The sequence below is a fragment of the Blastococcus colisei genome, assembly GCF_006717095.1.
GTDB classification, from domain to species: domain Bacteria; phylum Actinomycetota; class Actinomycetes; order Mycobacteriales; family Geodermatophilaceae; genus Blastococcus_B; species Blastococcus_B colisei.
The window spans coordinates 1,611,049-1,630,333 of record NZ_VFQE01000001.1 but is presented as its reverse complement, the minus strand read 5'-3'; the positions used below and the strand labels follow the sequence as shown (position 1 = coordinate 1,630,333).

24 protein-coding genes and 1 riboswitch are annotated in these 19,285 nt (G+C 73.1%); of the genes, 9 read left to right on the top strand and 15 right to left on the bottom strand.

Translation table 11 applies throughout. From position 1 onward, the window contains the following. Positions 1-4 precede the first annotated feature (4 nt). Positions 5-2,038 (bottom strand): transcriptional regulator, encoded by a 2,034-nt coding sequence (locus FHU33_RS25730; protein WP_142024820.1) that lies wholly within the window; start codon positions 2,036-2,038, stop codon positions 5-7. A 139-nt stretch (positions 2,039-2,177) separates the two neighbouring features. Here FHU33_RS25730 and FHU33_RS07715 point away from each other — a divergent pair, with 139 nt between their 5' ends. Further along, on the top strand, positions 2,178-2,987 hold the full coding sequence (locus FHU33_RS07715; protein ID WP_142024819.1) for an alpha/beta fold hydrolase: 810 nt from the start codon (positions 2,178-2,180) through the stop codon (positions 2,985-2,987). A 20-nt stretch (positions 2,988-3,007) separates the two neighbouring features. On the opposite strand, the gene FHU33_RS07710 is transcribed toward FHU33_RS07715, so the two are convergent. Beyond that, positions 3,008-3,655: a response regulator gene (locus FHU33_RS07710; protein ID WP_142024818.1), complete on the bottom strand. Its 648-nt coding sequence runs from the start codon at positions 3,653-3,655 to the stop codon at positions 3,008-3,010. Further along, positions 3,652-4,944: a sensor histidine kinase gene (locus FHU33_RS07705; RefSeq protein WP_142024817.1), complete on the bottom strand. Its 1,293-nt coding sequence runs from the start codon at positions 4,942-4,944 to the stop codon at positions 3,652-3,654. The genes FHU33_RS07710 and FHU33_RS07705 overlap by 4 nt, the downstream gene beginning before the upstream one ends. A 165-nt stretch (positions 4,945-5,109) precedes the next feature. Between FHU33_RS07705 and FHU33_RS07700 the strand changes: the two genes are divergently transcribed. Both FHU33_RS07700 and FHU33_RS07695 read left to right on the top strand, forming a co-directional pair. Beyond that, entirely contained in the window at positions 5,110-6,048 is a 939-nt protein-coding gene (locus FHU33_RS07700; RefSeq protein ID WP_142024816.1) for an ABC transporter ATP-binding protein, read from the top strand. Further along, a complete protein-coding gene (locus tag FHU33_RS07695; RefSeq protein WP_142024815.1) occupies positions 6,045-6,830 on the top strand; it encodes a hypothetical protein in 786 nt (261 codons plus the stop codon). Before FHU33_RS07700 ends, FHU33_RS07695 begins: the two co-directional genes overlap by 4 nt. Positions 6,831-6,834: 4 nt before the next feature. Here the strand turns inward: FHU33_RS07695 and FHU33_RS07690 are convergent, their stop codons facing one another. The 4 genes from FHU33_RS07690 to FHU33_RS07680 all read right to left on the bottom strand — a co-directional run bounded on the left by FHU33_RS07690 (position 6,835) and on the right by FHU33_RS07680 (position 8,983). After that, positions 6,835-7,785, bottom strand: a complete 951-nt coding sequence (locus tag FHU33_RS07690) for a D-2-hydroxyacid dehydrogenase family protein (RefSeq protein ID WP_142024814.1) — start codon at positions 7,783-7,785, stop codon at positions 6,835-6,837. A gap of 81 nt (positions 7,786-7,866) precedes the next feature. Further along, complete coding sequence (locus FHU33_RS07685; RefSeq protein WP_142024813.1) at positions 7,867-8,088, bottom strand: hypothetical protein; 222 nt, start codon at positions 8,086-8,088, stop codon at positions 7,867-7,869. A 46-nt stretch (positions 8,089-8,134) separates the two neighbouring features. Continuing rightward, on the bottom strand, positions 8,135-8,272 hold the full coding sequence (locus FHU33_RS24890) for a hypothetical protein (RefSeq protein ID WP_170182261.1): 138 nt from the start codon (positions 8,270-8,272) through the stop codon (positions 8,135-8,137). 81 nt (positions 8,273-8,353) lie between these two features. Next, positions 8,354-8,983 carry a hypothetical protein gene (locus tag FHU33_RS07680; protein ID WP_142024812.1) on the bottom strand — a complete coding sequence of 210 codons (630 nt, stop codon included), beginning with the start codon at positions 8,981-8,983 and terminating at the stop codon, positions 8,354-8,356. Positions 8,984-9,096: 113 nt separating this feature from the next. On the opposite strand from FHU33_RS07680, the gene FHU33_RS07675 reads away from it, so the two are divergent. Next, complete coding sequence (locus tag FHU33_RS07675; protein ID WP_142024811.1) at positions 9,097-9,393, top strand: hypothetical protein; 297 nt, start codon at positions 9,097-9,099, stop codon at positions 9,391-9,393. Positions 9,394-9,460: 67 nt separating this feature from the next. On the opposite strand, the gene FHU33_RS07670 is transcribed toward FHU33_RS07675, so the two are convergent. Then, positions 9,461-9,760: a hypothetical protein gene (locus tag FHU33_RS07670; RefSeq protein WP_142024810.1), complete on the bottom strand. Its 300-nt coding sequence runs from the start codon at positions 9,758-9,760 to the stop codon at positions 9,461-9,463. A 341-nt stretch (positions 9,761-10,101) separates the two neighbouring features. Further along, a riboswitch (cyclic di-AMP (ydaO/yuaA leader) is annotated at positions 10,102-10,261 on the top strand. Between the two features lie 15 nt (positions 10,262-10,276). Here FHU33_RS07670 and FHU33_RS07665 point away from each other — a divergent pair. Next, a complete protein-coding gene (locus FHU33_RS07665; protein WP_142024809.1) occupies positions 10,277-10,801 on the top strand; it encodes a C40 family peptidase in 525 nt (174 codons plus the stop codon). A gap of 54 nt (positions 10,802-10,855) precedes the next feature. Here the strand turns inward: FHU33_RS07665 and FHU33_RS07660 are convergent, their stop codons facing one another. The 5 genes from FHU33_RS07660 to FHU33_RS07640 form a co-directional block, all read right to left on the bottom strand. Then, positions 10,856-11,338: a hemerythrin domain-containing protein gene (locus FHU33_RS07660; RefSeq protein WP_142024808.1), complete on the bottom strand. Its 483-nt coding sequence runs from the start codon at positions 11,336-11,338 to the stop codon at positions 10,856-10,858. After that, positions 11,335-11,880, bottom strand: coding sequence for a Rieske (2Fe-2S) protein (locus tag FHU33_RS07655; RefSeq protein ID WP_142024807.1), 546 nt, complete (start codon positions 11,878-11,880; stop codon positions 11,335-11,337). The genes FHU33_RS07660 and FHU33_RS07655 overlap by 4 nt, the downstream gene beginning before the upstream one ends. A gap of 30 nt (positions 11,881-11,910) precedes the next feature. Next, positions 11,911-12,273 (bottom strand): DUF2231 domain-containing protein, encoded by a 363-nt coding sequence (locus FHU33_RS07650; RefSeq protein WP_142024806.1) that lies wholly within the window; start codon positions 12,271-12,273, stop codon positions 11,911-11,913. An 88-nt stretch (positions 12,274-12,361) separates the two neighbouring features. Beyond that, positions 12,362-12,691, bottom strand: coding sequence for a DUF5615 family PIN-like protein (locus FHU33_RS07645; RefSeq protein WP_142024805.1), 330 nt, complete (start codon positions 12,689-12,691; stop codon positions 12,362-12,364). Continuing rightward, positions 12,688-13,128: a DUF433 domain-containing protein gene (locus tag FHU33_RS07640; RefSeq protein ID WP_142024804.1), complete on the bottom strand. Its 441-nt coding sequence runs from the start codon at positions 13,126-13,128 to the stop codon at positions 12,688-12,690. Before FHU33_RS07640 ends, FHU33_RS07645 begins: the two co-directional genes overlap by 4 nt. A gap of 66 nt (positions 13,129-13,194) precedes the next feature. Between FHU33_RS07640 and FHU33_RS07635 the strand changes: the two genes are divergently transcribed. Next, entirely contained in the window at positions 13,195-14,094 is a 900-nt protein-coding gene (locus FHU33_RS07635) for an SMP-30/gluconolactonase/LRE family protein (protein ID WP_142024803.1), read from the top strand. Beyond that, positions 14,091-14,990 (top strand): SMP-30/gluconolactonase/LRE family protein, encoded by a 900-nt coding sequence (locus tag FHU33_RS07630; RefSeq protein ID WP_142024802.1) that lies wholly within the window; start codon positions 14,091-14,093, stop codon positions 14,988-14,990. The genes FHU33_RS07635 and FHU33_RS07630 overlap by 4 nt, the downstream gene beginning before the upstream one ends. A gap of 22 nt (positions 14,991-15,012) precedes the next feature. Here FHU33_RS07630 and FHU33_RS25355 read toward each other — a convergent pair whose 3' ends face one another. Next, positions 15,013-16,569, bottom strand: coding sequence for a plasmid pRiA4b ORF-3 family protein (locus FHU33_RS25355; RefSeq protein ID WP_211355034.1), 1,557 nt, complete (start codon positions 16,567-16,569; stop codon positions 15,013-15,015). Between the two features lie 125 nt (positions 16,570-16,694). Between FHU33_RS25355 and FHU33_RS24885 the strand changes: the two genes are divergently transcribed. Together FHU33_RS24885 and FHU33_RS07620 are read left to right on the top strand one after the other, a co-directional pair. Beyond that, a complete protein-coding gene (locus tag FHU33_RS24885) occupies positions 16,695-16,868 on the top strand; it encodes a hypothetical protein (RefSeq protein ID WP_170182353.1) in 174 nt (57 codons plus the stop codon). Positions 16,869-17,028: 160 nt separating this feature from the next. Then, entirely contained in the window at positions 17,029-17,301 is a 273-nt protein-coding gene (locus FHU33_RS07620) for a DUF6318 family protein (RefSeq protein WP_142024801.1), read from the top strand. Here FHU33_RS07620 and FHU33_RS07615 read toward each other — a convergent pair. Then, entirely contained in the window at positions 17,291-18,778 is a 1,488-nt protein-coding gene (locus tag FHU33_RS07615) for an NF041680 family putative transposase (protein WP_142024800.1), read from the bottom strand. The two genes, FHU33_RS07620 and FHU33_RS07615, sit on opposite strands and share 11 nt — an antisense overlap. Positions 18,779-19,285: the final 507 nt, after the last annotated feature.

Below are 19,285 nucleotides of genomic sequence, written 5' to 3'. Positions count from 1 at the left end.
GCCGTCAGGACGTCCAACCGGCCGGTGCGTGTGGGTCCGGAAGGTAGGCGCAGTAGGTGCCGGTGCGGACGGTTCGGTCGAGATGCTCACCGAGCTGCGGATGGTGCGCGCCGATCCGGGCGATCGCCTGGCGGAGCGCGCGGGTGACGCCGGCGCGGGCGCGTTCGGACGCGGACCCGGCCCGTCGCGCCCGACCTCCCATGCCGAACGCGCGGGCGAGCTCTCGGACGAGGAAGTCGCGTTCGGCGTCCGCGCGCGCGGCCCGCTCGTCGTCCCCGGTGGTGCGCGCCTCCTCGATGTCCTCGTCGATCTCGGCGAGCCGCCGGCGGTAGGCCTCCTTGGCGCGGGCGTCGAGGAGCTCGCCGGCGTCGCCGAGGCCCGAGCCGGGCAGGTCGTCCGCGCCGGCGGCGGACCTCCCGCGACCCCTCTCGGCGGCCACGAGGTCGAGCACGTGGTGCTCCCGGCCCGGCTCGGCGAGCAGTCGCGCGAGGTACCGCATGCCCTGGAGGTCGCGCACGCGGACGGTGCGGCCGGCGAAGACGACCGTCCAGTAGTCGCCCTCGCGACGGAAGATCCCGGCGACCGGCGGCCCGGCCGCCTCGCCCGCGGACGACGGAGCCGCTGGTCCGGCCGCGAGACCGTCGAGGATCTCGCCGGCCGCGCGGCGCTCCAGGTCGGCCCGGTGGGCGCTGCCGCAGGCGGCATGGGCGTCGGCGAGGGCCATGCGGGACCGCGCCGCCTCGTACGGGGCGCCCACCTCGTTCCACAACCGCACCGCCTGGGCGAGGGACTCCTCCGCGCCGGCCGGGTCGCCGTTGGCGAGCCGCACCCGTCCACGGGCGAGCGCGGCGGTGGCGACCAGCGCCGTGGTCGAGAAGCGGGCGGCGATGCGCACCAGCTCGTCCGCCGCCGATCGGGCTCGGGCGAGGTGCCCGGCCGCGATCTCGATCTCGACCTGGGCCGCGAGCAGTGGGGCGCGTTGCAGGTCTGAATTCGGCGGTCGTTCCTTCGACGGCACGCCCAGCGGACGCTCGAGCGCGTCCCGCACCGAGGCGGCCGCCGTATCCGGATCCCCCTGCGCGAGCCGGACCAGTGCGAGCACCGGCTGCGGGTCCCATCCGGCGCGGTGGGCGGCCAGCGCGGCATCCTCCGCCCCCGCGACGTCCCCCTTGTGCAGGCGGATCCGCCCCAGCTCGGTCAGCGGCCACCCGAGCTCGCGGCGCAGATAGGGACGCAGCTCCTCGCACGCCAGCAGTGCCTGGCTCTCCGCCTCGGTGCACGAGCCGCGCAGCCGGAGGATCTCGGCGCGGTGCACCCGGCAGCGCCCGTGCAGGCTGCCGATCGCGTTGGTCTCGCACCAACGCTCCATCGCCTCGGTCCACTGCTCGGCGACGTCGTACTGGGCGAGCCCCTGCAGCGCGCAGACCAGCTCGCAGAAGACGACCCCGGTGGAGAGCGGGTCGAGGTCGCCGGAGACGGTCGCCACGCCCGCCTGGTCGAGCAGGTCGAGACCGGTCCGGACGTCGCCGTCGAGAATCAGCAGCCGGGCCTCGGCGACCCGTCCGATGGCCGCGGCGGCGGGGTCGCACGTCGACCCCACTTCGACGGCCGCTTCCGCCCACGGGCGGGCGGCGGCGAGGTCGCCGGCCAGGATCCGCTCGTAGGCGCGGACGACGGCGAACCACGCGTGCGCCGGGGTCTCGCCGGCGCCGAGGAGCCGCTCCGCCCGGGCCAGCCAGCCGCGCACGGGTGCCATGAGGGCGGTGTCGAAGAGCAGGTGCAGCGCGACGCGCACCGCTGCTCCCCCGGCCCCGAGCCGGTCGCCGGCATGCATGCACCCGGCGTGCACCCGTTCCCACGTCTCGATGGTCACGTCGAGCTGGCCGGCCGCGTAGGCGGTCTCGGCGAGCATCGGCATCTCTCCGGGTGCCAGCAGACCGTCGGCGTCGGCACCCGCGAGGAGGTCGAAAGCCTCCTGCCAGCCGCCGCGGGCCGCTGCGGACCGTGCGAGCTCGACGGGACCGGCGCTCTCGCTCATCGCATCGCCTCTGTCCGTGGCCGATGGCACGCGTCGCCTCGACCGTAACCGCGCCGGTTACCGCCGTACCCGTCTCGCTTCCGCATTCCTGGTGGGGGCCCAGACGACCCCTGACGCATCGAGACCCCGAGGAGAAGTTATGGACATCGCCACGGTCGACGGCGTGGACCTGGAGTACGAGATGGTCGGTTCGGGCGAGCCCGTGCTGCTCATCAGCCCGGTGCTGGCCGACGGGTTCGTCCCGCTCCTGGCCGCACCCGAGCTGGCCGACCGCTATCGGCTGATCCGCTACCACAAGCGGGGTTGGGCCGGCAGCACGCACACGGGCGCGCAGGTGACCGTCGAGGACCACGCGGCCGACGCCGCGGCGCTGCTCGAATACCTGGGCGTGCAGCGGGCGCATGTGGCCGGCCACTCCAGCGGCGCGGCCGTCGCCGCCCAGCTGGCGCTCGACCACCCCGACACCGTCCGGACGCTGACCCTGCTGGAGCTGTCGCTCCTTTCCGTGCCCAGCGGCGCGGCCTTCTTCGAGCAGGCCGGGCCGGCGTTCGAGGCCTACGGCAATGGTGACCACGAGGGTGCGATCGCCCGCTTCATGAGCGTTGTGGGCGGCGCCGACTGGGCGACCTGCCGGGCGCTGCTCGACGAGCGGCTGCCGGGCTCGGTGGCGCAGGCGGTCAAGGACGCCGACACCTTCTTCGGCGTCGAGCTGCCGGGGCTGGGCGCATGGACGTTCGGTGCCGAGCAGGCCGCCGCCATCAGCTGCCCGGTGCTGTCGGTGCTCGGTGCGGAGACCCAGCCGCTGTGGGTGGAGGTCGCCGCCTTCCTTCGCTCGTCGGTGCCACACATCGACGAGGTCACCATCGACGGCGTCGGCCACCTGCTGCACATCCAGCGAGCGGAACCGGTGGCCCGTGCCATGGCCGAATTCATGAGCCGCCACGGCTGACGGCAGCGATTCCGCGGCGCTCAGGCAGTCATGAAGCCGCTCTCGTAGGCGGCGATGACGGCCTGGGTGCGGTCCCGGGCACCTAGCTTGAGCAGCACGCTGCTGACGTGGGTCTTCACCGTCTCCCGGCTGAGGTACAGCTGCGCGGCGATCTCGGCGTTCGACAGCCCACCGGCCACCAGCCGCAGCACGTCGGCCTCGCGGCCGGTCAGCTCCGGCAGCGCGGCCGGCCCCCGCGCGCGGGAGGGCGCGTGCGAGGCGATGAGCCGGCGGGTGAGGTCCGGCAGCACCAGCGAGGTCCCCCGTGCGACGACCCGGATCGCGTCGACGAGCTCGTCCGGATCGGACCGCTTCAGCGCGAAACCGCTCGCCCCGGCCTGCAGCGAGCGGAACAGGTAGTCGTCGTCCTCGAAGGTGGTCAGCACCAGCACGCGCGGGCGCTGCGGGTCGCGCGCCACCAGCTCGGCGGTCGCCGCGATGCCGTCCATGTCGGGCATCCGGACGTCCATGAGGACGACGTCCGGGTCGGTCCGGGCGGCGGCGTCGAGCGCCTCCCGGCCGGTGCCCGCGTCGCCGACGACGGTCAGGTCGGGCTCGCTCTCCAGGATCACCCGCAGCCCCGATCGGACGAGCACGTCGTCGTCCACGAGCAGGAGCCGCAGGCTCACGCGGCACCGGACAGGGGCAGGGTGACGCACAGCTCGAAGCCGCCGGAGGGCGAGGGCTCGGCGCTGAGCGTGCCGCCGGCGGCTGCCGTCCGCTCGCGGAGGCCGGCCAGCCCGCGCCCGCCACCGGGACCGGGGCGGCTGTCGAGCTGGGACGCGCGCTCGTTGCACACGCGGGCGACGAGGGTGTCCCCGCTGCGGACGACCTGGGCGACGGTGAGCGGTGTTCCGGCGTGCCGCAGCACGTTCGTCGTCCCCTCCTGGACCACGCGGTACGCGAGCTCCTGCACTCCGACGGGCACGTCGTCGACGTCGCCGTCCACCACGAGGGCGACCGGGAGACCGCCGTCGCGGAGGCCGGCGAGCAGGTCGTCGAGGTCGGCGAGCGAGGGCGCCGCGAACGGGGCGGGGTCACGGCCACCGTCCTCGGCGCGCAGCACGATGAGCACCCGGTCGAGCTCGGCGAGCGCGGTGCGGGTGTTGGTCTCGATGTGCCCGAGGGCCTGGCGGGCGAAGTCCGGCTGCAGCGGCCGGTCGTCCGTCGGGGTCAGCGTGCGGCGCGCGGCGGTGGCCTGCAGCAGGCTGGCGGTGAGCGCGTGTCCGATGGTGTCGTGCAGGTCGCGGGCGAGTCTGGTGCGGTCGGTCAGCCGGCGGGTGCTCTGCTGCAGCGCGGCGATCCGCTGCTCGGGGGCGGTGCCCAGCAGCCGCGGCGCCACCGATCCGGCCAGCCGCACCAGCAGGTCGAGCACGGCGAGGGTCAGGACGACGACGGCGGTCATGAGCGCCAGCAGCGGCAGCGCGGTGAGCGGGTTCCACTCGTGGCTCCACTCGGTGCTCCAGCCGAGTCCGACGAAGGCGGCGGTGCCGAAGGTGAGGGTGGCGAACGTGGCCACGCCCATCAGCACTCGCACACCCAGCCAGCCGAAGGCCCGCCAGGTGTCGGCCGCGAAGACCAGCCGCCGCAGCCTGCGGACGACGCCGCGCTGGTCGCGCACCCGCTCGCCGTCCGGGATGTCGACGCCGAGCAGGGCGCGGGCCAGCCGGCGCTCGACCCCGGCGAGCCCGCGGGTCACCGCCAGCACGAGCAGGATGAGCAGCACGCCCACGCCGTAGACGAGGGCGACCACCGAACCGACCAGCCCGGCGTAGAGCGCGAGGTACAGCGCGCCGAGCGGCAGGCTCGCCAGCGCGTACAGGGCGCGGCCGGGCCAGCCCGGGCGGGCCGCGGCGAGCAGCGCCCGCACCCGCGCCGCGAGCTCGGCCGGGCGGCGCGGCGACGTCGTCGATGGCATGGCTCGATCCTGGCCGAACGGGCGGCCGGGCGATTCCCCCGCGAGCGCACGTTCCCCCTCCCCCGCGCGGGGGACCCAGGTCGGCGCTGCGGGGTGATCCGTCGGGGTCTCCCGGCCCGACACGCTTCGTGTCATGACTGCATTCCCTCTCGACGGGCCGGGCGCATGATCCAGGTGCGCGGTCTGGCCAAGCAGTACGGCGCCGTTCGCGCCGTCGACGACCTGACCTTCGACGTCGCGCCGGGCAAGGTGACCGGCTTCCTCGGTCCCAACGGCGCGGGCAAGTCGACCACGATGCGCATGATCCTCGGTCTCGACCGGCCCACCGCCGGCTCCGCGCTGGTGGCGGGCCGACCGTTCGCCGAGCTGGCGGAGCCGCTGCGGGCCGCCGGTGCGCTGCTCGACGCCGGAGCCGTGCACCCCGGGCGCAGCGGACGCGACCACCTGCGGGTCGCCGCCCGCACGCACGGCATCCCGATGCGCCGGGTGGATGACGTCGTCGACCAGGTGGGGCTCGGTCCCGCGGCCCGGCGGCGGGTGCGCGGCTACTCCCTCGGCATGCGCCAGCGGCTGGGCATCGCGACCGCGCTGCTCGGCAACCCCGCTGTCCTCCTGTTCGACGAGCCGATGAACGGCCTGGACCTCGACGGCGTCCGGTGGGTCCGGCGCCTGGTACGCGGGCTGGCCGACGAGGGGCGCACGGTGCTGCTGTCGAGCCACCTCATGAGCGAGATGGAGCAGACCGCCGACCACCTGGTGATCATCGGTCGTGGCCGGCTGATCGCCGACGCCTCTGTGCAGGAGGTGATGCGCGGGGACGGCGCGCGCCGGCAGGTGCGGGTGCGGACGCCGTCCCCCGACGACCTGGCCGGCGCGCTGCTGCGCCGGCGGCTGGCGGTGCACCCGACCGACGACGGCGACCTGCTGGTCGAGGGCGTGTCGGCCGAGACCGTCGGCGACGTGGCACTCGAGGTGGGCGTCGCGGTACACCGGCTGGCCGAGGAGCAGTCTTCGCTGGAGCAGGTCTACCTCGACCTCACCGGCGACAGCGTGCAGTACCGCATGGCGGGCACGCCCGAGCCGGCCGAACTGGTGCGGCGATGACCGCCGTGGCTGTGCCCGTCGCGGAGCCCGGCACGCTCACCGTGTTCGGGCGTGCCGCGGCCGCCGAGTGGCTGCGGCTGCGCACCGTGCGGACGACGTGGTGGTGCCTGCTGGCCGCCGCCGTGACCATCGTCGGCATCGCCGCGACGGCCGCGTTCGACATGTCGCAGGGATCGGACGGGTTGGCGTCCGGCGAGCCGGTGACGATCGCCGGGGAGTTCGGCGTGCTGCTGGGCCAGTTCGCGCTGCTGGTGCTGGCTCTGCTGGCGGTCACGCAGGAGTACGCCAGCGGCTCGATCGGCCCGACGCTGCAGTGGACCCCGCGCCGCGGGGTGCTGCTGGCCGCGCGGGTCACCGTGCCGGTCGCCGTCGCTACGGGAGCCGGGGTGCTGCTGGCGCTGGTCGCCGATGTCGCCGCCTGGGTCATCGCGCCGGACCTGACGCTGTCCTTCCCCGACCTGGCCGACAGCCTCGGCCGGATCGCCGCGGTACTGGTCGCCGGAGGCGTGCTGGCCGTCGGCGTCGGCCTGCTGCTGCGCAGCACGGCCGGCGCGCTGGCGACGGTCTTCCTGCTGCAGCTCGTGCTGCCGTTCCTGCTGCCGGCGTTCGGTGTGGCGTGGATGGCCGATCTCGGTGAGCTGCTGCCGGGCTCCGGCGCGATCTGGACGCTGCTCGGGGAGCCCGACATGTCGGCCGCCCGGGCGACGGCGCTGCTGGTCGGCTGGTCCGGGGCTGCGCTGGCGGCGGGCGGCTGGTCGCTGCTGCGCCGCGACGCGGGATGATCCGCTACTCCAGGACCCGGATCGGATCGCCGGTCATCCAGGCGGCGACGTCCTCGACCGCGTCGCGGTAGTAGATCTCGTAGCCACCGCGGGTGACGTAGCCCAGGTGCGGGGTGAGGACGGCGCGGCGCAGCTCCCGCAGCGGATGGTCACGTGGCAGCGGCTCCTGGTCGTAGACGTCGATGCCGGCACCGGCGATCCGGCCGTCGCGGAGGACGTCGATCAGGGCCGCCTCGTCGACGATCGGCCCGCGGCTGGTGTTGACGAAGACGGCGGTGTGCTTCATCAGGCCGAGATCGTCGGCGGTGATGATGCCGCGGGTCCGCTTGGACCACAGCAGGTGGATGGTGACGACGTCGGCGGTGGCGAACAGCTCGTCCTTCTCGACCCGCCGGGCACCCACCTCGGCGGCGCGCTCGTCGGTGAGGTTCTGGCTCCAGGCGACGACGTCCATGCCGAAGGCGGCGCCGATGCGGGCTACCTGCGAACCCATCCGGCCGAGCCCGACGACGCCGAGCGTGCCGTCGGCGAGGTCGCCGCCGATGGTCTGCTGCCAGCCGCCGGCGCGCATGACGGCGTCCTCCCGCGGGATGTTGCGCAGGGTGGCGAGGATCAGTGCCCACGTCATCTCGGCGGTGGACGTCTCCTTCGAGCCGGTTCCGCAGACGGTGATGCCCCGTTCCTGCGCCGCTGCGACGTCGATGGCCTTGTTCCGCATGCCGGTGGTAACCAGCAGCTTCAGGTTCGGCAGCCGCTCGAGGACCTCCCGCGGGAATCGCGTGCGCTCCCGCATCGCGACGACGACGTCGAAGGGCTGCAGACGCGCGACCAGCGCATCGGGGTCGCCGACCCAGTCGTGGAACTCCACGACCTCGGCCGGCTCCGGGAGCCGCGACCAGTCGGAGAAGTCGGCGGCGACGGACTGGTAGTCGTCGAGGACGGCGATGCGGTGCACGCCCACGGTCTACTACAGATACCGGTCATGAGGTACCGACGGCCCGCACGCCAGATGCGTGCGGGCCGTCGTGTGCCACGTCTAGAGATTGCCGGTGTTCGGCGGGCCGGACGAGTTGGGCGACGTACCGCTGCCGGGCACGCCGCCGCCCTCGTCGGACATCCCGCCCTTCGCCGCGCGTGGCGACTGCTCCGGCGCAGCCCTGACCTCGTCGTCCTCCGGCACTTCGCCGGGAAGCCCGTCGTCCTTCGTCGGATCGTTCGCGCCGCCGTAAGGGCGGCCGGTCATCGAGCCTTCGCTCATCGGAGCACTTCTCCCGCGGGTCGATCGGTGTCCTGCGGCCGGCTGGTCAGTGCCGCTCGGTGCCGCCCTTGCGCTTGTCGGTGAAGCTGGACAGGGCGTCCTTGATCTTGCGCTGGTTCTGCGGCTTGCGGGCCTCGTCCACGACCTTCTTGGCCATGCCTGTCTTGGCGATCTTGCTGAGCATTCCCATGCAGTGCCCGGTGCCCGTTCGGGCGCATGCCCAAGCCTCGGCGGCCCGGGTCGTCACGCGAGCGTCATGCACGGATCAGGCCCGTCGGGGGACGTCGTTCTCCGAGTCCGGGCCGCTGCCCGGGTCGCGGGCCAGCAGGTAGGTGGCGACGCCGAGCACGAGTCCGGCCACCGCGGACAGCGCGACGATGACCGGGGTGCCGATGTCGCCGAGGACGGCGGTCAGCAGGTCGCGGGAGCGGGACGTGGGGTCGGCCAGGACGACACCGACGAACACCGCGACGAGCAGTCCGGCACCGGCGGCGGCGATGTGGGCGAGCCGGCCGGTGAAACCCATGCGGTCGCTCACGCTGCGGGCTGCCTTGACGATGCGTCCCGCGCGAAGGATGCGCAGCGCACCCACCGTGCGGACCAGCCGCAGGATCTGCGCCGGGCCGAGAGCGAACACGACGGCGACGATCACCGCGAGGGTGAGCGCGATCAGCCCGAGGTGGCCGCGGATCCAGGCGCGCTTGTTCCCGGCGACGACCAGCAGGATGACGGTCTCGGCGACGAGGACCGCGCCGCTGACGATGTCGACGACGTGTCCCGCGGTCCGGAGCGTGCCCTCCGCGACGGTGAGGAACATGGCCGGGATCGACGCGAGCGCGGCGACGAGGACGGGCAGGGCGAGCCGCTCCTGCCAGCGCTCCTCCTGCGTCTTCACTCCCGGCACGCTAATGCCGGCCCCGTGCCGACACTGCCGGGGCCTTGCCGGGTCAGCCCTGCCCGATGGCTGCCGACGGACTCGGGCTCCCACCATCGGGGTAGGGGGCCAGCATGGCAGTGCGCAATGCGGCGGTCGCGGCCGGGAATCAGTGGCGGGACCCGGACGACAGCATCCGTTACCCCGCCGGTGAGGTGCACGCCTGGGAGCGCGGGCGCAACGAGACGGTCTGCGGGCTCTCGCTGAGCAGGTCGCGGCTGGCCCGCTTCCCGCACGTCAGCTGGGCGGATGTCCAACCGGAGTCGGGTCGGCACGCGGAAGAGGTCGCGGACGTGTGCCGCCGATGCCGGGCGGGGCTGGGTGCCCGCCGGGACGAGCGCGGCTGGACCCGAACCAACCCCCGCCCCTGACCACCGCCGGCACGGCAGCGCCCCCTCACCCGGGATCCGGTGAGGGGGCGCTGTCGTGCGTGCGGGGTCAGTAGCCGCGGGTGCGGCGGTTGCCACCCTTGTTGTTCTTGTTCTGGAAATCCGAGATGAACTTCTTGATCTTCGCCTGGTTGTGCGGCTTCTTGGCCTCCTGGATGACCTTCGCCGCGACACCGGACGCGATGAGCTTCCTGATCATGCCTGCCATGTTCGCCTCCTCGTTGTTGACTGCTGTCCCCGGTGCCCCGAGGAACGGCCGACCAACCGTGGACGTGCCCTTCGCACTCGATCGGGCGGTGGCCCCGAAGCTATCCACCCGCCCGTCGTCGTAGCGCACGACCATGGTCATCGTCGGCCACCGGAGCACGCCCGGAGGACGACGGTCGACGCGCCCGTCATCCGATCGACGCACGGCGGCCATCGGGCACGTGATCGACGACGGTGTGTGCCGCCACGCCGCCGCGGCGGAAGTAAGCGGTCGATCGCGTTCCGTGTCGAATGCCGCCGCCGGCCGTCAAGGCCCGTCGCGTCGACGGAGGTCGGTTCGCGAGTTGCGCATCGAGGTCTCCCCGGGCGACGACCGCTCCCGGCCGCGTCGTCGCGATTCCGTCGCTTTGTGACGTCTCGATGACGGACCTAGCGTCGTCGCCGTCCGGCCGAGGCCCCGTCGTCACCGCACTGGTGACACCCGTCCGGGCACCGCCGAACCGGGCACCGGATCCATCCGGCGCCCGGACCGGGGACCCACCGCAGTCCTTGGGGTGAAGCGCGACCGGCCCCGCCGGTCGCGCCGGGCGATCTCCCCGCCCGAACCCGTCAGCTAACTCGGTAGGCGGTTGATGGAGAACAGGAGAACCCGTCGTCCATGACGACCATCCGCACGTCCACGATCACCCGCCGCTCCTTCCGCGGGGCGGCGCTCGCCCTCTTCACGGGCGCGGGGCTCGCGCTCACTCCCCTCACCGCCTCGGCGGACGCGGGCACCCCCACCGTCGCCGCATCGGCGCCGGTGGCTGCCGCCCCGGTGGCGGCGCCGACCCACGCCGCACAGGTCGCCGTCGACACGGCGCTGGCCCAGCAGGGCAAGCCGTACGCGTGGGGCGGCACCGGCCCGGACGCCTACGACTGCTCGGGGCTCACCTACTCGGCGTACCAGGCGGCCGGCGTGTCCATCCCGCGGACCTCGCGGGCGCAGTCGACGGCGGGGGTCTACGTGGACCGGGCGAACCTGCAGCCCGGTGACCTGATCTTCTTCTACGACCCGGTCGGCCACGTCGGCATGTACATCGGCAACGGGCAGATGGTGCACTCCTCGACCTACGGGAACCCGGTCTCGGTCGTGCCGGTCGACTCGATGTGGGGCTACAACACCGCTCGCCGCGTCGTCTGACCTGGTCTCTGCGCGGTGCCCCGGTCGTCCGCGTGCGGCCGGGGCACCGACGTCCTACACGAGGCGGAGCGTCGCGCGCTTGAGCCGGATGATCAGCCGCATGGCACCGGAGCGGGCCAGCTCCCGCTGCCGTTCCTGCAGCTGGCTTCCGAGCTCCTCGAGGCGGTCAGCGCCGAGGGCCTGCGCCTGCGGGAACATCCGCTCCTCTTCCTCCATGGTGTGGTGGCGGAGGGTCGACTCGAGCATGCGGACCTCGGGAACGAACTCGGGGTCGTCGGGGGCGGTCCGCATGACGGTGGCCAGCTGGTCGTCGATCTGCCGGTGCTCGGCATGGGCGAGCGACAGCAACGGGGAGACGTCGCGGACGGCCGGGTAGAACAGCTCGTCCTCGATCTGGGTGTGGATCTCCAGTTCGCGCAGGAGCCGGTCGCGGAGCTCCTCCCTCCGGCCGGTCTCCGCGTCGGTGGTCCGGGTGAGGTCGCGGAGCAGTCCCCGCAGCATGTCGTGGTGGGCGATCAGCACCTCGTCGGCCTTCATCGCGATGCCTCCTCGACGGACGTGATCGCGGTGGGTGTGCGCCAGCGCGCCCGGCGGCGCACCTCGACCCGGCCGTCGCGGGTCCGCGTCTCGTAGCAGGGCAGCGGGGCGGTGGACGGTCCCTGTGCGGGCTCGCCGGTGTCGAGGTGGAAGCGCGAGCCGTGCCACGGGCAGACCAGCTCCCCGCGGTGCAGCCACCCCTCCCCCAGCGGGCCGCCCATGTGCGGACAGCGGCCACCGACAGCGCGCACCGCGCCGTCGGTGGCGACGAGCACCAGGGGCACGCCGTCGACGTCGACGCCGACCGGCTGCCCGTCGACGAGCTCGGACTCGTCGGCGACGGGGACGAAGCGGCGGGGTTCGTTGCTGCGGTCGGAGTGGTCGGTGTCGAGCCGGTAGCGGTAGGAGAGCACGCCGCCGAGGTAGGCGCTGGCCAGGGTGATGGCGTAGCCGGCGGCGGCGCTGGCGCGGGCGCGGGCGGCGCGTCCGAGCTTCCGGTCGCTGAGCGACCAGGTGTAGAGCGCGAGGGCGGTGCCGTTCATGGCGCCGTGCACGAGGCCGACCCGGCGGCCCTATTCGTGCGCGTGCTGCCAGTCGGTGAGGCCGGTGGCGGCCGACGCGACCGCTCCCCCGACCCCGAGCTTGACGACCGTGCGGGCGGCCTGGCCGGCACCGGGGCCGCCGCGGCCGGTGGCGTCGAGGCCGTCGAGCACGAGGGCCGCGCCCCACGCCCCGATCGGCACGGTGACCAGTGCGGGGTGGATCGGGTGGCCGAACCAGACGCCGTGCAGCAGGTCCTGGAGGCGGCGGGCGTGGCGGCCGGTGAGCAGGAAGGTCAGCGAGATGCCGTGCTCGATCTGGTAGCTGGGGGCGTCGAGCAGCTGCCATCGCTCGACGGTCCGGACGGCCCGTCCGAGCCCGCTCCGGACGCTCACCGGCTCGTCTCCTGGTGATCCATTTGGGGCCACTGCCCGGGTGACGCGCATCGAAACGATGTGACGTGCTCGGCCGATCCGTCACCGCTCAGAGCCAATCGACGGCGCCCTGGTCGTTCTGCGTCTCGAGCCAGGTGGCGAGCGCGGCCCGAAGCCGGGGAAGACCTGCCCGCGTACGCGGCCAGCGACGGGCGTTGACGAGCAACAGACCGGCGTGTGCGGTCGCATCCAGCGGGGCGTAGTCGACGACGTTCTCGGTGACGACGACGCGATCCTCCGCGCGCGCCCGCCCTGCCACCTCGGCATCCGGCTGACCGACCAGCTCGGGCAGCTCGACGACCGCGACCACGTCATGGCCACCGTCTCGCAGCTGCTCGGCCAGCCGGCCCGGGTACATCTCGTCGAGCAGCAGCCTCACCGGGAACGGCCGGAGAGGATCTCCTGCTGGCGCCGCCAGGACGCCTCCCGCTCGTCGGCCGTGCGCTGGTTCGTCGCGATGCGGGAATCGATCTCCTCGGGGTGATCGGCGTAGTAGGCGATCGCGGCCCGCACCTGGCCAGGCGTGATCGAGCTCGCGTGCACCACCCGGTCCACCACTTCCCGCTCGTCCGACTCGTCCTCCTGAACGGTGCGCAGCGTGCGGATGACCTCGTCGACATCCGGCCCACCGATCAGCCCTGCCCGACGGCCACTGGGGCCGTCGCGGAACGTGATGCCGGGGTGCGCCTCCCGACGGAGAGCCTCGTCCAGCAGCCGTTCCATCACCGAGGCCACCGACGCACCTCGCCCGGTGGCGAACTGGTTGAGCCGGCGCAGGACCTCGTCGGACAGCCGGACGGAACGCGGACTAGTCATGGCTACAGTGTAGCTATCTGTCGCTGCACAGGTCGACGCCGAGGGATGCCCGTAACGTCCCGCCCCATGGCAGAGCGAGCGTTCCGGACGGTGCTGGAAGGTGGTTCGTACTTCGAGGGCCCCCGGTGGCACGACGGCGCCTGGTGGGCGTCGGACTTCTACCGGCACACGGTCAGCCGGGTGGCGCCCGAGGGCGGCGAGACCGTCGTCCTGGAGGTGGGGAACCAGCCCTCGGGGCTGGGTTGGCTGCCCGACGGCTCACTGCTCGTCGTGTCGATGAAGGACCACCGCCTGCTGCGGGTCTCCGACGGTGAGGTGTCGACCCACGCCGACCTGTCCGCCGTCTGCACCGGGCTGATGAACGACATGGTGGTCGACGCGTCCGGCCGCGCCTTCGTCGGCGACTTCGGCTTCGACCTCATGGGCGGTGGAGCGCCGAACCCGGCTTCGCTGAAGCGGGTGGACCCCGACGGGACCGTGACCGTGGTGGCCGAGGACTTGAAGTTCCCGAACGGCTCGGTGATCACGCCGGACGGCGGAACGCTGATCGTCGGCGAGACGTGGGGCAACCGCTTCACCGCGTTCGACATCGCCGCGGACGGGGCGCTGACCAACCGGCGCGTGTGGGCGGAACTGGGCCCCGTGCCGCAGGGGAACTCGGTCCAGGAACTCATCGGGCAGGTCGTGGTCGCCCCCGACGGCTGCACGCTCGACGCCGAGGGCCACGTCTGGGTCGCCGATGGGCTGAACTCCCGGGTCGTGCGGGTCGCGGAGGGCGGCGCGATCCTCGACGAGATCGCCGCGCCGGACGGGATGGGCGTCTTCGCCTGCGCCCTCGGAGGGGACGACGGCCGGGAGCTTCTCCTGTGCTGCGCGCCCGACTTCTACGAGCACACGCGCGCGCCGGTGCGCGAGGCGGTGCTGGTGTCGACCGAGGTCGCCGTCCCGCACGCCGGCCGGCCGTGACGCGCCCGGGAGCCGAACTCGCCGCGATCTTCGGCGCGGAGCCGGTCGTGGAGCGGATCGGCTCGGGCTTCCGCTTCACCGAGGGCCCGGTCTGGAACCCGGCGGAGGGCGCCCTCTACTTCAGCGACATGCCGGGCGACGTCCGGCGCCGGTGGACCGAGGACGACGGGGTGAGCGAGGTCCGGCGCCCCAGCAACAAGGGCAACGGGATGGCCTACGACGCCCGCGGCGCGCTGCTCGTGTGCGAGCACTCGACGAGCCGGGTGGTGCGCGAGGAGCCGGACGGGTCGACCACCGTCCTCGCCTCGCACTGGGAGGGCAGGGAGCTCAACAGCCCGAACGACGTCATCGTCACGCTGTCCGGCGACGTCTACTTCACCGACCCCACGTACGGCCGCACCGCGGGGTTCGGCGTCGAGCGGAAGCAGGAACTGGACTTCCAGGGCGTCTACCAGATCCCCGCGGGGACCGACCGGCTGGAACTCGTGGCCGCCGACTTCGAGCAGCCCAACGGCCTGTGCATGTCGCCGGACGAGTCGGTCCTCTACGTGAACGACACCGCCCGGGCGCACATCCGCGCGTTCCGCATGGGACCCGTCGGACCGGAGTCGCGCGGCCCGGTGCTGGCCGAGGGGCTGGGAGGCGGGGACGACGGCGTCGCCGACGGGATGAAGACCGACTCCGCCGGCAACATCTACGTGACCGGCCCGGGCGGGGTATGGGCGCTCGACCCGTCCGGCGCGCATCTCGGCACGCTGGGGGTGCCGGAGGTGGTCGGGAACCTCAACTGGGGCGGGCCCGGCTGGTCGACGCTGTTCCTGACCGCCTCCACGTCGCTGTACCGCGTGCGGACGAACGCCGTCGGCGCGCCGGTGCCGAACATGCGCCGCGCCTGACCGGCAGCCGACGGCCGACTCATCACGCGGCGGCCCGCCGCCGTACCCGATTACGCATGCGACGGGTGGCCGCCCCCGGGTCGAAGTCGTCGGGGTAGAACGGACCCCCGAGCCAACCGGTGACGTCGGCGTGGTCGGGATGCCGGGGATCGGCGAGGACCGTCAGCATCTCGGCGTAGCCGGGCGGGCCCCCGCAATCCTCGGGCGGACAGGCACGGGCGCCGTCGACACAGGCCGGGGCCTCCGCGGTACGGCGGCCCTCGACGCGCACGTCGTGCTCCCAGCCGTCGCCGAAGTCGTAGTCGTAGCGGAACACCGTGCCGTCCGGCATCGAGCCGACGATGACCGCGCGGGGATCGCCGAGATCGTCCATGTCCTCGACGTCGCCGTAGCGCACGCCGTCCACCTCGAACAGCCACAGATGGGCGTCCTGCCAGCCCATGGCGGCCTGGAGCAGTCCGTGCAGGTCGCGCAGCGTCGTCCGCTCGGGGACGACGAGACGGCGCCACACCGGCGGGTCGACGTCCGCGAGGGTGACGGTGAGCTCGACGGCCGGCACCGACCTGGCCGGAGCCGGCGGCTCCTCGTGCAGCAGGGCCGCGCGCGCGAGGGCGATCGCGGACGGCGTCGGCGGCCGGTCGCGGTCCCGCCACGTACCGAGGACGCCGAGCCGGTCGAAGACCGTCCACGTGGTGTCCCGGACGGCGAGGAAGGCCGTGCGACGGTCGAGCGGCTTCCCCGTCTCGCCGGACTCCCACCCGAGCGCGTTCATGCCCACCGCGACGACCTCCTCGGGGTGCGGGCGGCCGGCGGCGACCCCGAGCAGCCAGAGCAACCCGGCGATGCGATCGGCCTCGCCGCGACCGAGGGGCAGCCGTGCGCCGAGGTGCCGCCACAGGCCGACGGGATCGTCGGCGAGCCGCCGGCCGGCCGTGGTGGGGCGCAGCTCCTTGCGGTGGACGCGGACCAGTCCGAGCCGGCGGGCGGTGTCGCGCAGCTCGGCGACGGGCCGGGTGATGTCCTCCCGGTTGCCCGTGCCGATCCAGTCGGCATCCCAGCCGAGTGCACGCATCGTCTCGACGACGAGCGCCGGGGGCAGGTAGCCGGCGCCGGTGAGCTTCACGCCGTCGCCGAGCCGGGCGAGGAACCAGCGGTAGGGCTCGACCACGTCGGGCTCCGGTGCGGGTGGTTCGGCGTCGAGGTCGGCGGACTCGACGATGCGGAGGAGCTCGGGGCGGCGTGAGCGGCGCAGCGCGTCGAGCAGTTCGACGAGGTCGGGGCCCATGCCGCCCGAGCCTGCCAGGTCGGGGGCAGACTCCAGGACGTCGGAGTCAACGGCATGGAGGCGGGCATGGGTCGGCGGCGCACGCCGAGGAAGTACCCGTACGACTACACCGACGGAGACGACCGCCGGTTCGCCGACAGCGGCCTCGGCGGCACGCTGCGGGTGCTGCATGGCCCCCGCCGGGGCACGGGCGCCACCGACGGTGTGGTCTGCCGGGTGGACGTTCTCGCTGCGGACGACTCGTCCGTCGACGAGTCGTGGGCCGGCAAGTTCGGCAAGGAGCACCGCCTGCACGGCACGGCTCCTGGGGACCGGGTCACCGTCACGGTGGCGGCGCGCTACGAGAGCGACGGTGGCTGCGCCTGCGGATCGGCGGACTGCGTCCCGGTGCTGGACGACTCACCGGGACGGGCGAGTTCGTGCTCACCGGTGACCTCGATGACGTCGTCCGCTTCGGCGTCGGCCCCGCGTGGGATCAGGTCGTCGCGATCGACACCGGCGAGCGGAGCCCGGACGCGACGGCGCCGACCGCCTGCCGCTGGGGCGCGGGGGTCCGGCTCCGCGGCGCTCGGCTTGCGCCGGACGTGACCTGATGACCTTGCCGCCCCGTCGCTGCGTGCGAGACCGCGTCCCTGGGGACGCCGTTCACCCGATACGGCGGCATGGTGTGCGCTCTCCACAGATGCGGATCTGTGCGCGCTGAACCCTGCGTAGTCTCCCGCTGTGCGTGATCTTCGGGGACTGCGTCGCACCATGGCCGGCGTCCTGGTCGGGACGGCGCTCCTGACCGGCTGCTCCGAGAAGCAGGAAGCCAACCACACCCTGCCCTCGTCGAGCGCAGCTGAGACATCCGAGGCGCTGCCCGAGATCGGTCCCCCAGAACTCCCGATGCCTGCTGAGGCGCGAGAGAAGACCGCCGATGGCGCAGAGGCATTCACCCGCTACTACGTCGAGATCTACAACCACGCGCTCCGGACGCTCGACACCACATGGATGCGCGACCTCAGCTTGTCGTTTAACCCCTGATCTGGTGGTCGCCCGGGCTGGTGGTGTCCCGTCTGACGGTCTTGCCGACGTCATGACGGGTGGCTTGGCGCCGGTTTTTCACTCCGGGAGGGCGTCCCGGTCCCGGGCGGGAGGGTTTCGGCGCGCTGGCCGGGTGGCCGGTCTTCGCGCGCAGGTGGCGAAACCCCCGGCGCACCCGCGCCGGGGTCAGCCGCTCGGGAGGTAGCGGCTTCTCCCAGGGCCGCCGGAGATCGACGGCGAGGTGGCGGGCCAGGCGCAGCTGGGTGTGGGCGGCGATGACCAGCCAGGTCCAGCGGTCGCCGGCCTCCGGTGAGCGGATCTTCGGGGCGGTCCAGCCCAGGGTCTGCTTGAACAGGCGGAAGGTGTGCTCCAGGTCGAAGCGGCGCAGGTAGGCCTGCCAGCAGCGGGCCACCTCCTCGACCAGGTCGTCGATGTCGACATCGTCGGGGCCGGTCACCGATGACCACAGCCAGACCGGCTTGGCCTCGCGCTGTCCGGGCAGGTGCTCGACCTGCAGCCGAATCACGGTGCCTTCCACGATCGGCAGCGGGCCGTCGTGGTCGGCCCAGGGGCCGCGGTGAGCCAGCCGCGGATGCATGCGATCCCAGGAGCACACCTGCGCCGTTCCGTAGCGCGCGGTGGGTGAGCTGGCCTGCGTGGTCGGTACCGGCCAGGTGGCCTCATCGGCCAGGGCCATCACGGCGCCGTGCTTGCGGGGGCGTCCGCCGCGGGAGTCATGGCCCCGCGGCGGCGTGGCGGCCAGCATCACCCGGTCGGCGCGGATCCGCCCGACCAGGTGCACGGGCAGGTCGGCGAGCACGAACGCCAGCCGGGCCACGTCGTACCCGGAGTCCATCACCACCATGATCGCCGGGTCACCGGGGCGCCAGTGCCCGGCGCCGGTCAGCCGACCCACGACCGCGCGCAGCTGGGCGGCGGTGACCGCGGTCGCGTCATCTGCCGGGCCCAGCCGCACCGCATCCAAGATCGCCGTCCAGCTGGTGGGCCCGCTCTCCAGGGCGGCCACGACCTGATAGGGCCAGCCCGGAATCCGCTGATCGGCGTTCCGCCCGCGCCCGTAGACATGGCAGAACAGCCGGTCGGGACAGGTCGCGGCGTCCGGGCGCAGCCACGGGGAGACGTCGACGGCCAGCACGATCCGCCCACCGAACATCCGCGGCAGCGGCAACGCGGCCAGCGCGACGCGCAGCCGGTCGGCGTCGACTCGTCCGCTGTTGAGCGCGTCGTACAGCGCGCCGTGACCACGGCGATGCTCCGGAGCAAGGCACAGCCCCACCAGGGATTTCACCGGTCCCTCGGCGCACAGCAGTGCGTCGGTGAGCTCGAACAGCTCATCGCCACGCCGGCCCAGGCACTGGTACACCTCGCCGCGGAACTCCCGCAGCCGCGTCAACCCTGCCGCGGCTGAGCTCTGGTCAACCGCACCGGCTGGGTCCAGACTGTCCATCGCGGCCACCGCCGTTTCCTTCGAAGCGTCGCAACTTCAAAGGATCACGCGGTGGCCGCCCTCACGACCAGACCCTGAACCACATCCGTGTAACTCACCGGCATCAGGGGTTAAACGACAAGCTCAGCAACGGCTGCGAAACATGCGAACAGTTGGCCGACCAAGTGGATCGCGTGGCGACCGCCGGGCAGAAGTATGAAGGCGGGGAGGCCCGCATCGTAGATAGCACGCCTCCCTATCTCACGGGTGACGAAGCGCAATTAGTGTTCGACGTCGCCCAGTCCCCCCTCTCCGTCACGCTGGACGGCGTGCCCGTAGAGGGGCAGACGATGCCTGAGTACTCCTCGACGGGCGGTGGAGGCCTCCTGCGTTGGAGTGACGACCGGAGTACGTGGGTCATCACCCAATGGAACACTCCGTGAGCTCGCGATTTCGGCTGCTGGTTCTGGCGTTGGTGCTCCTCACCGTCATTCTCGGAATGTCCTCACCGGTTGCGGCGGACCACTGCAGCGGATT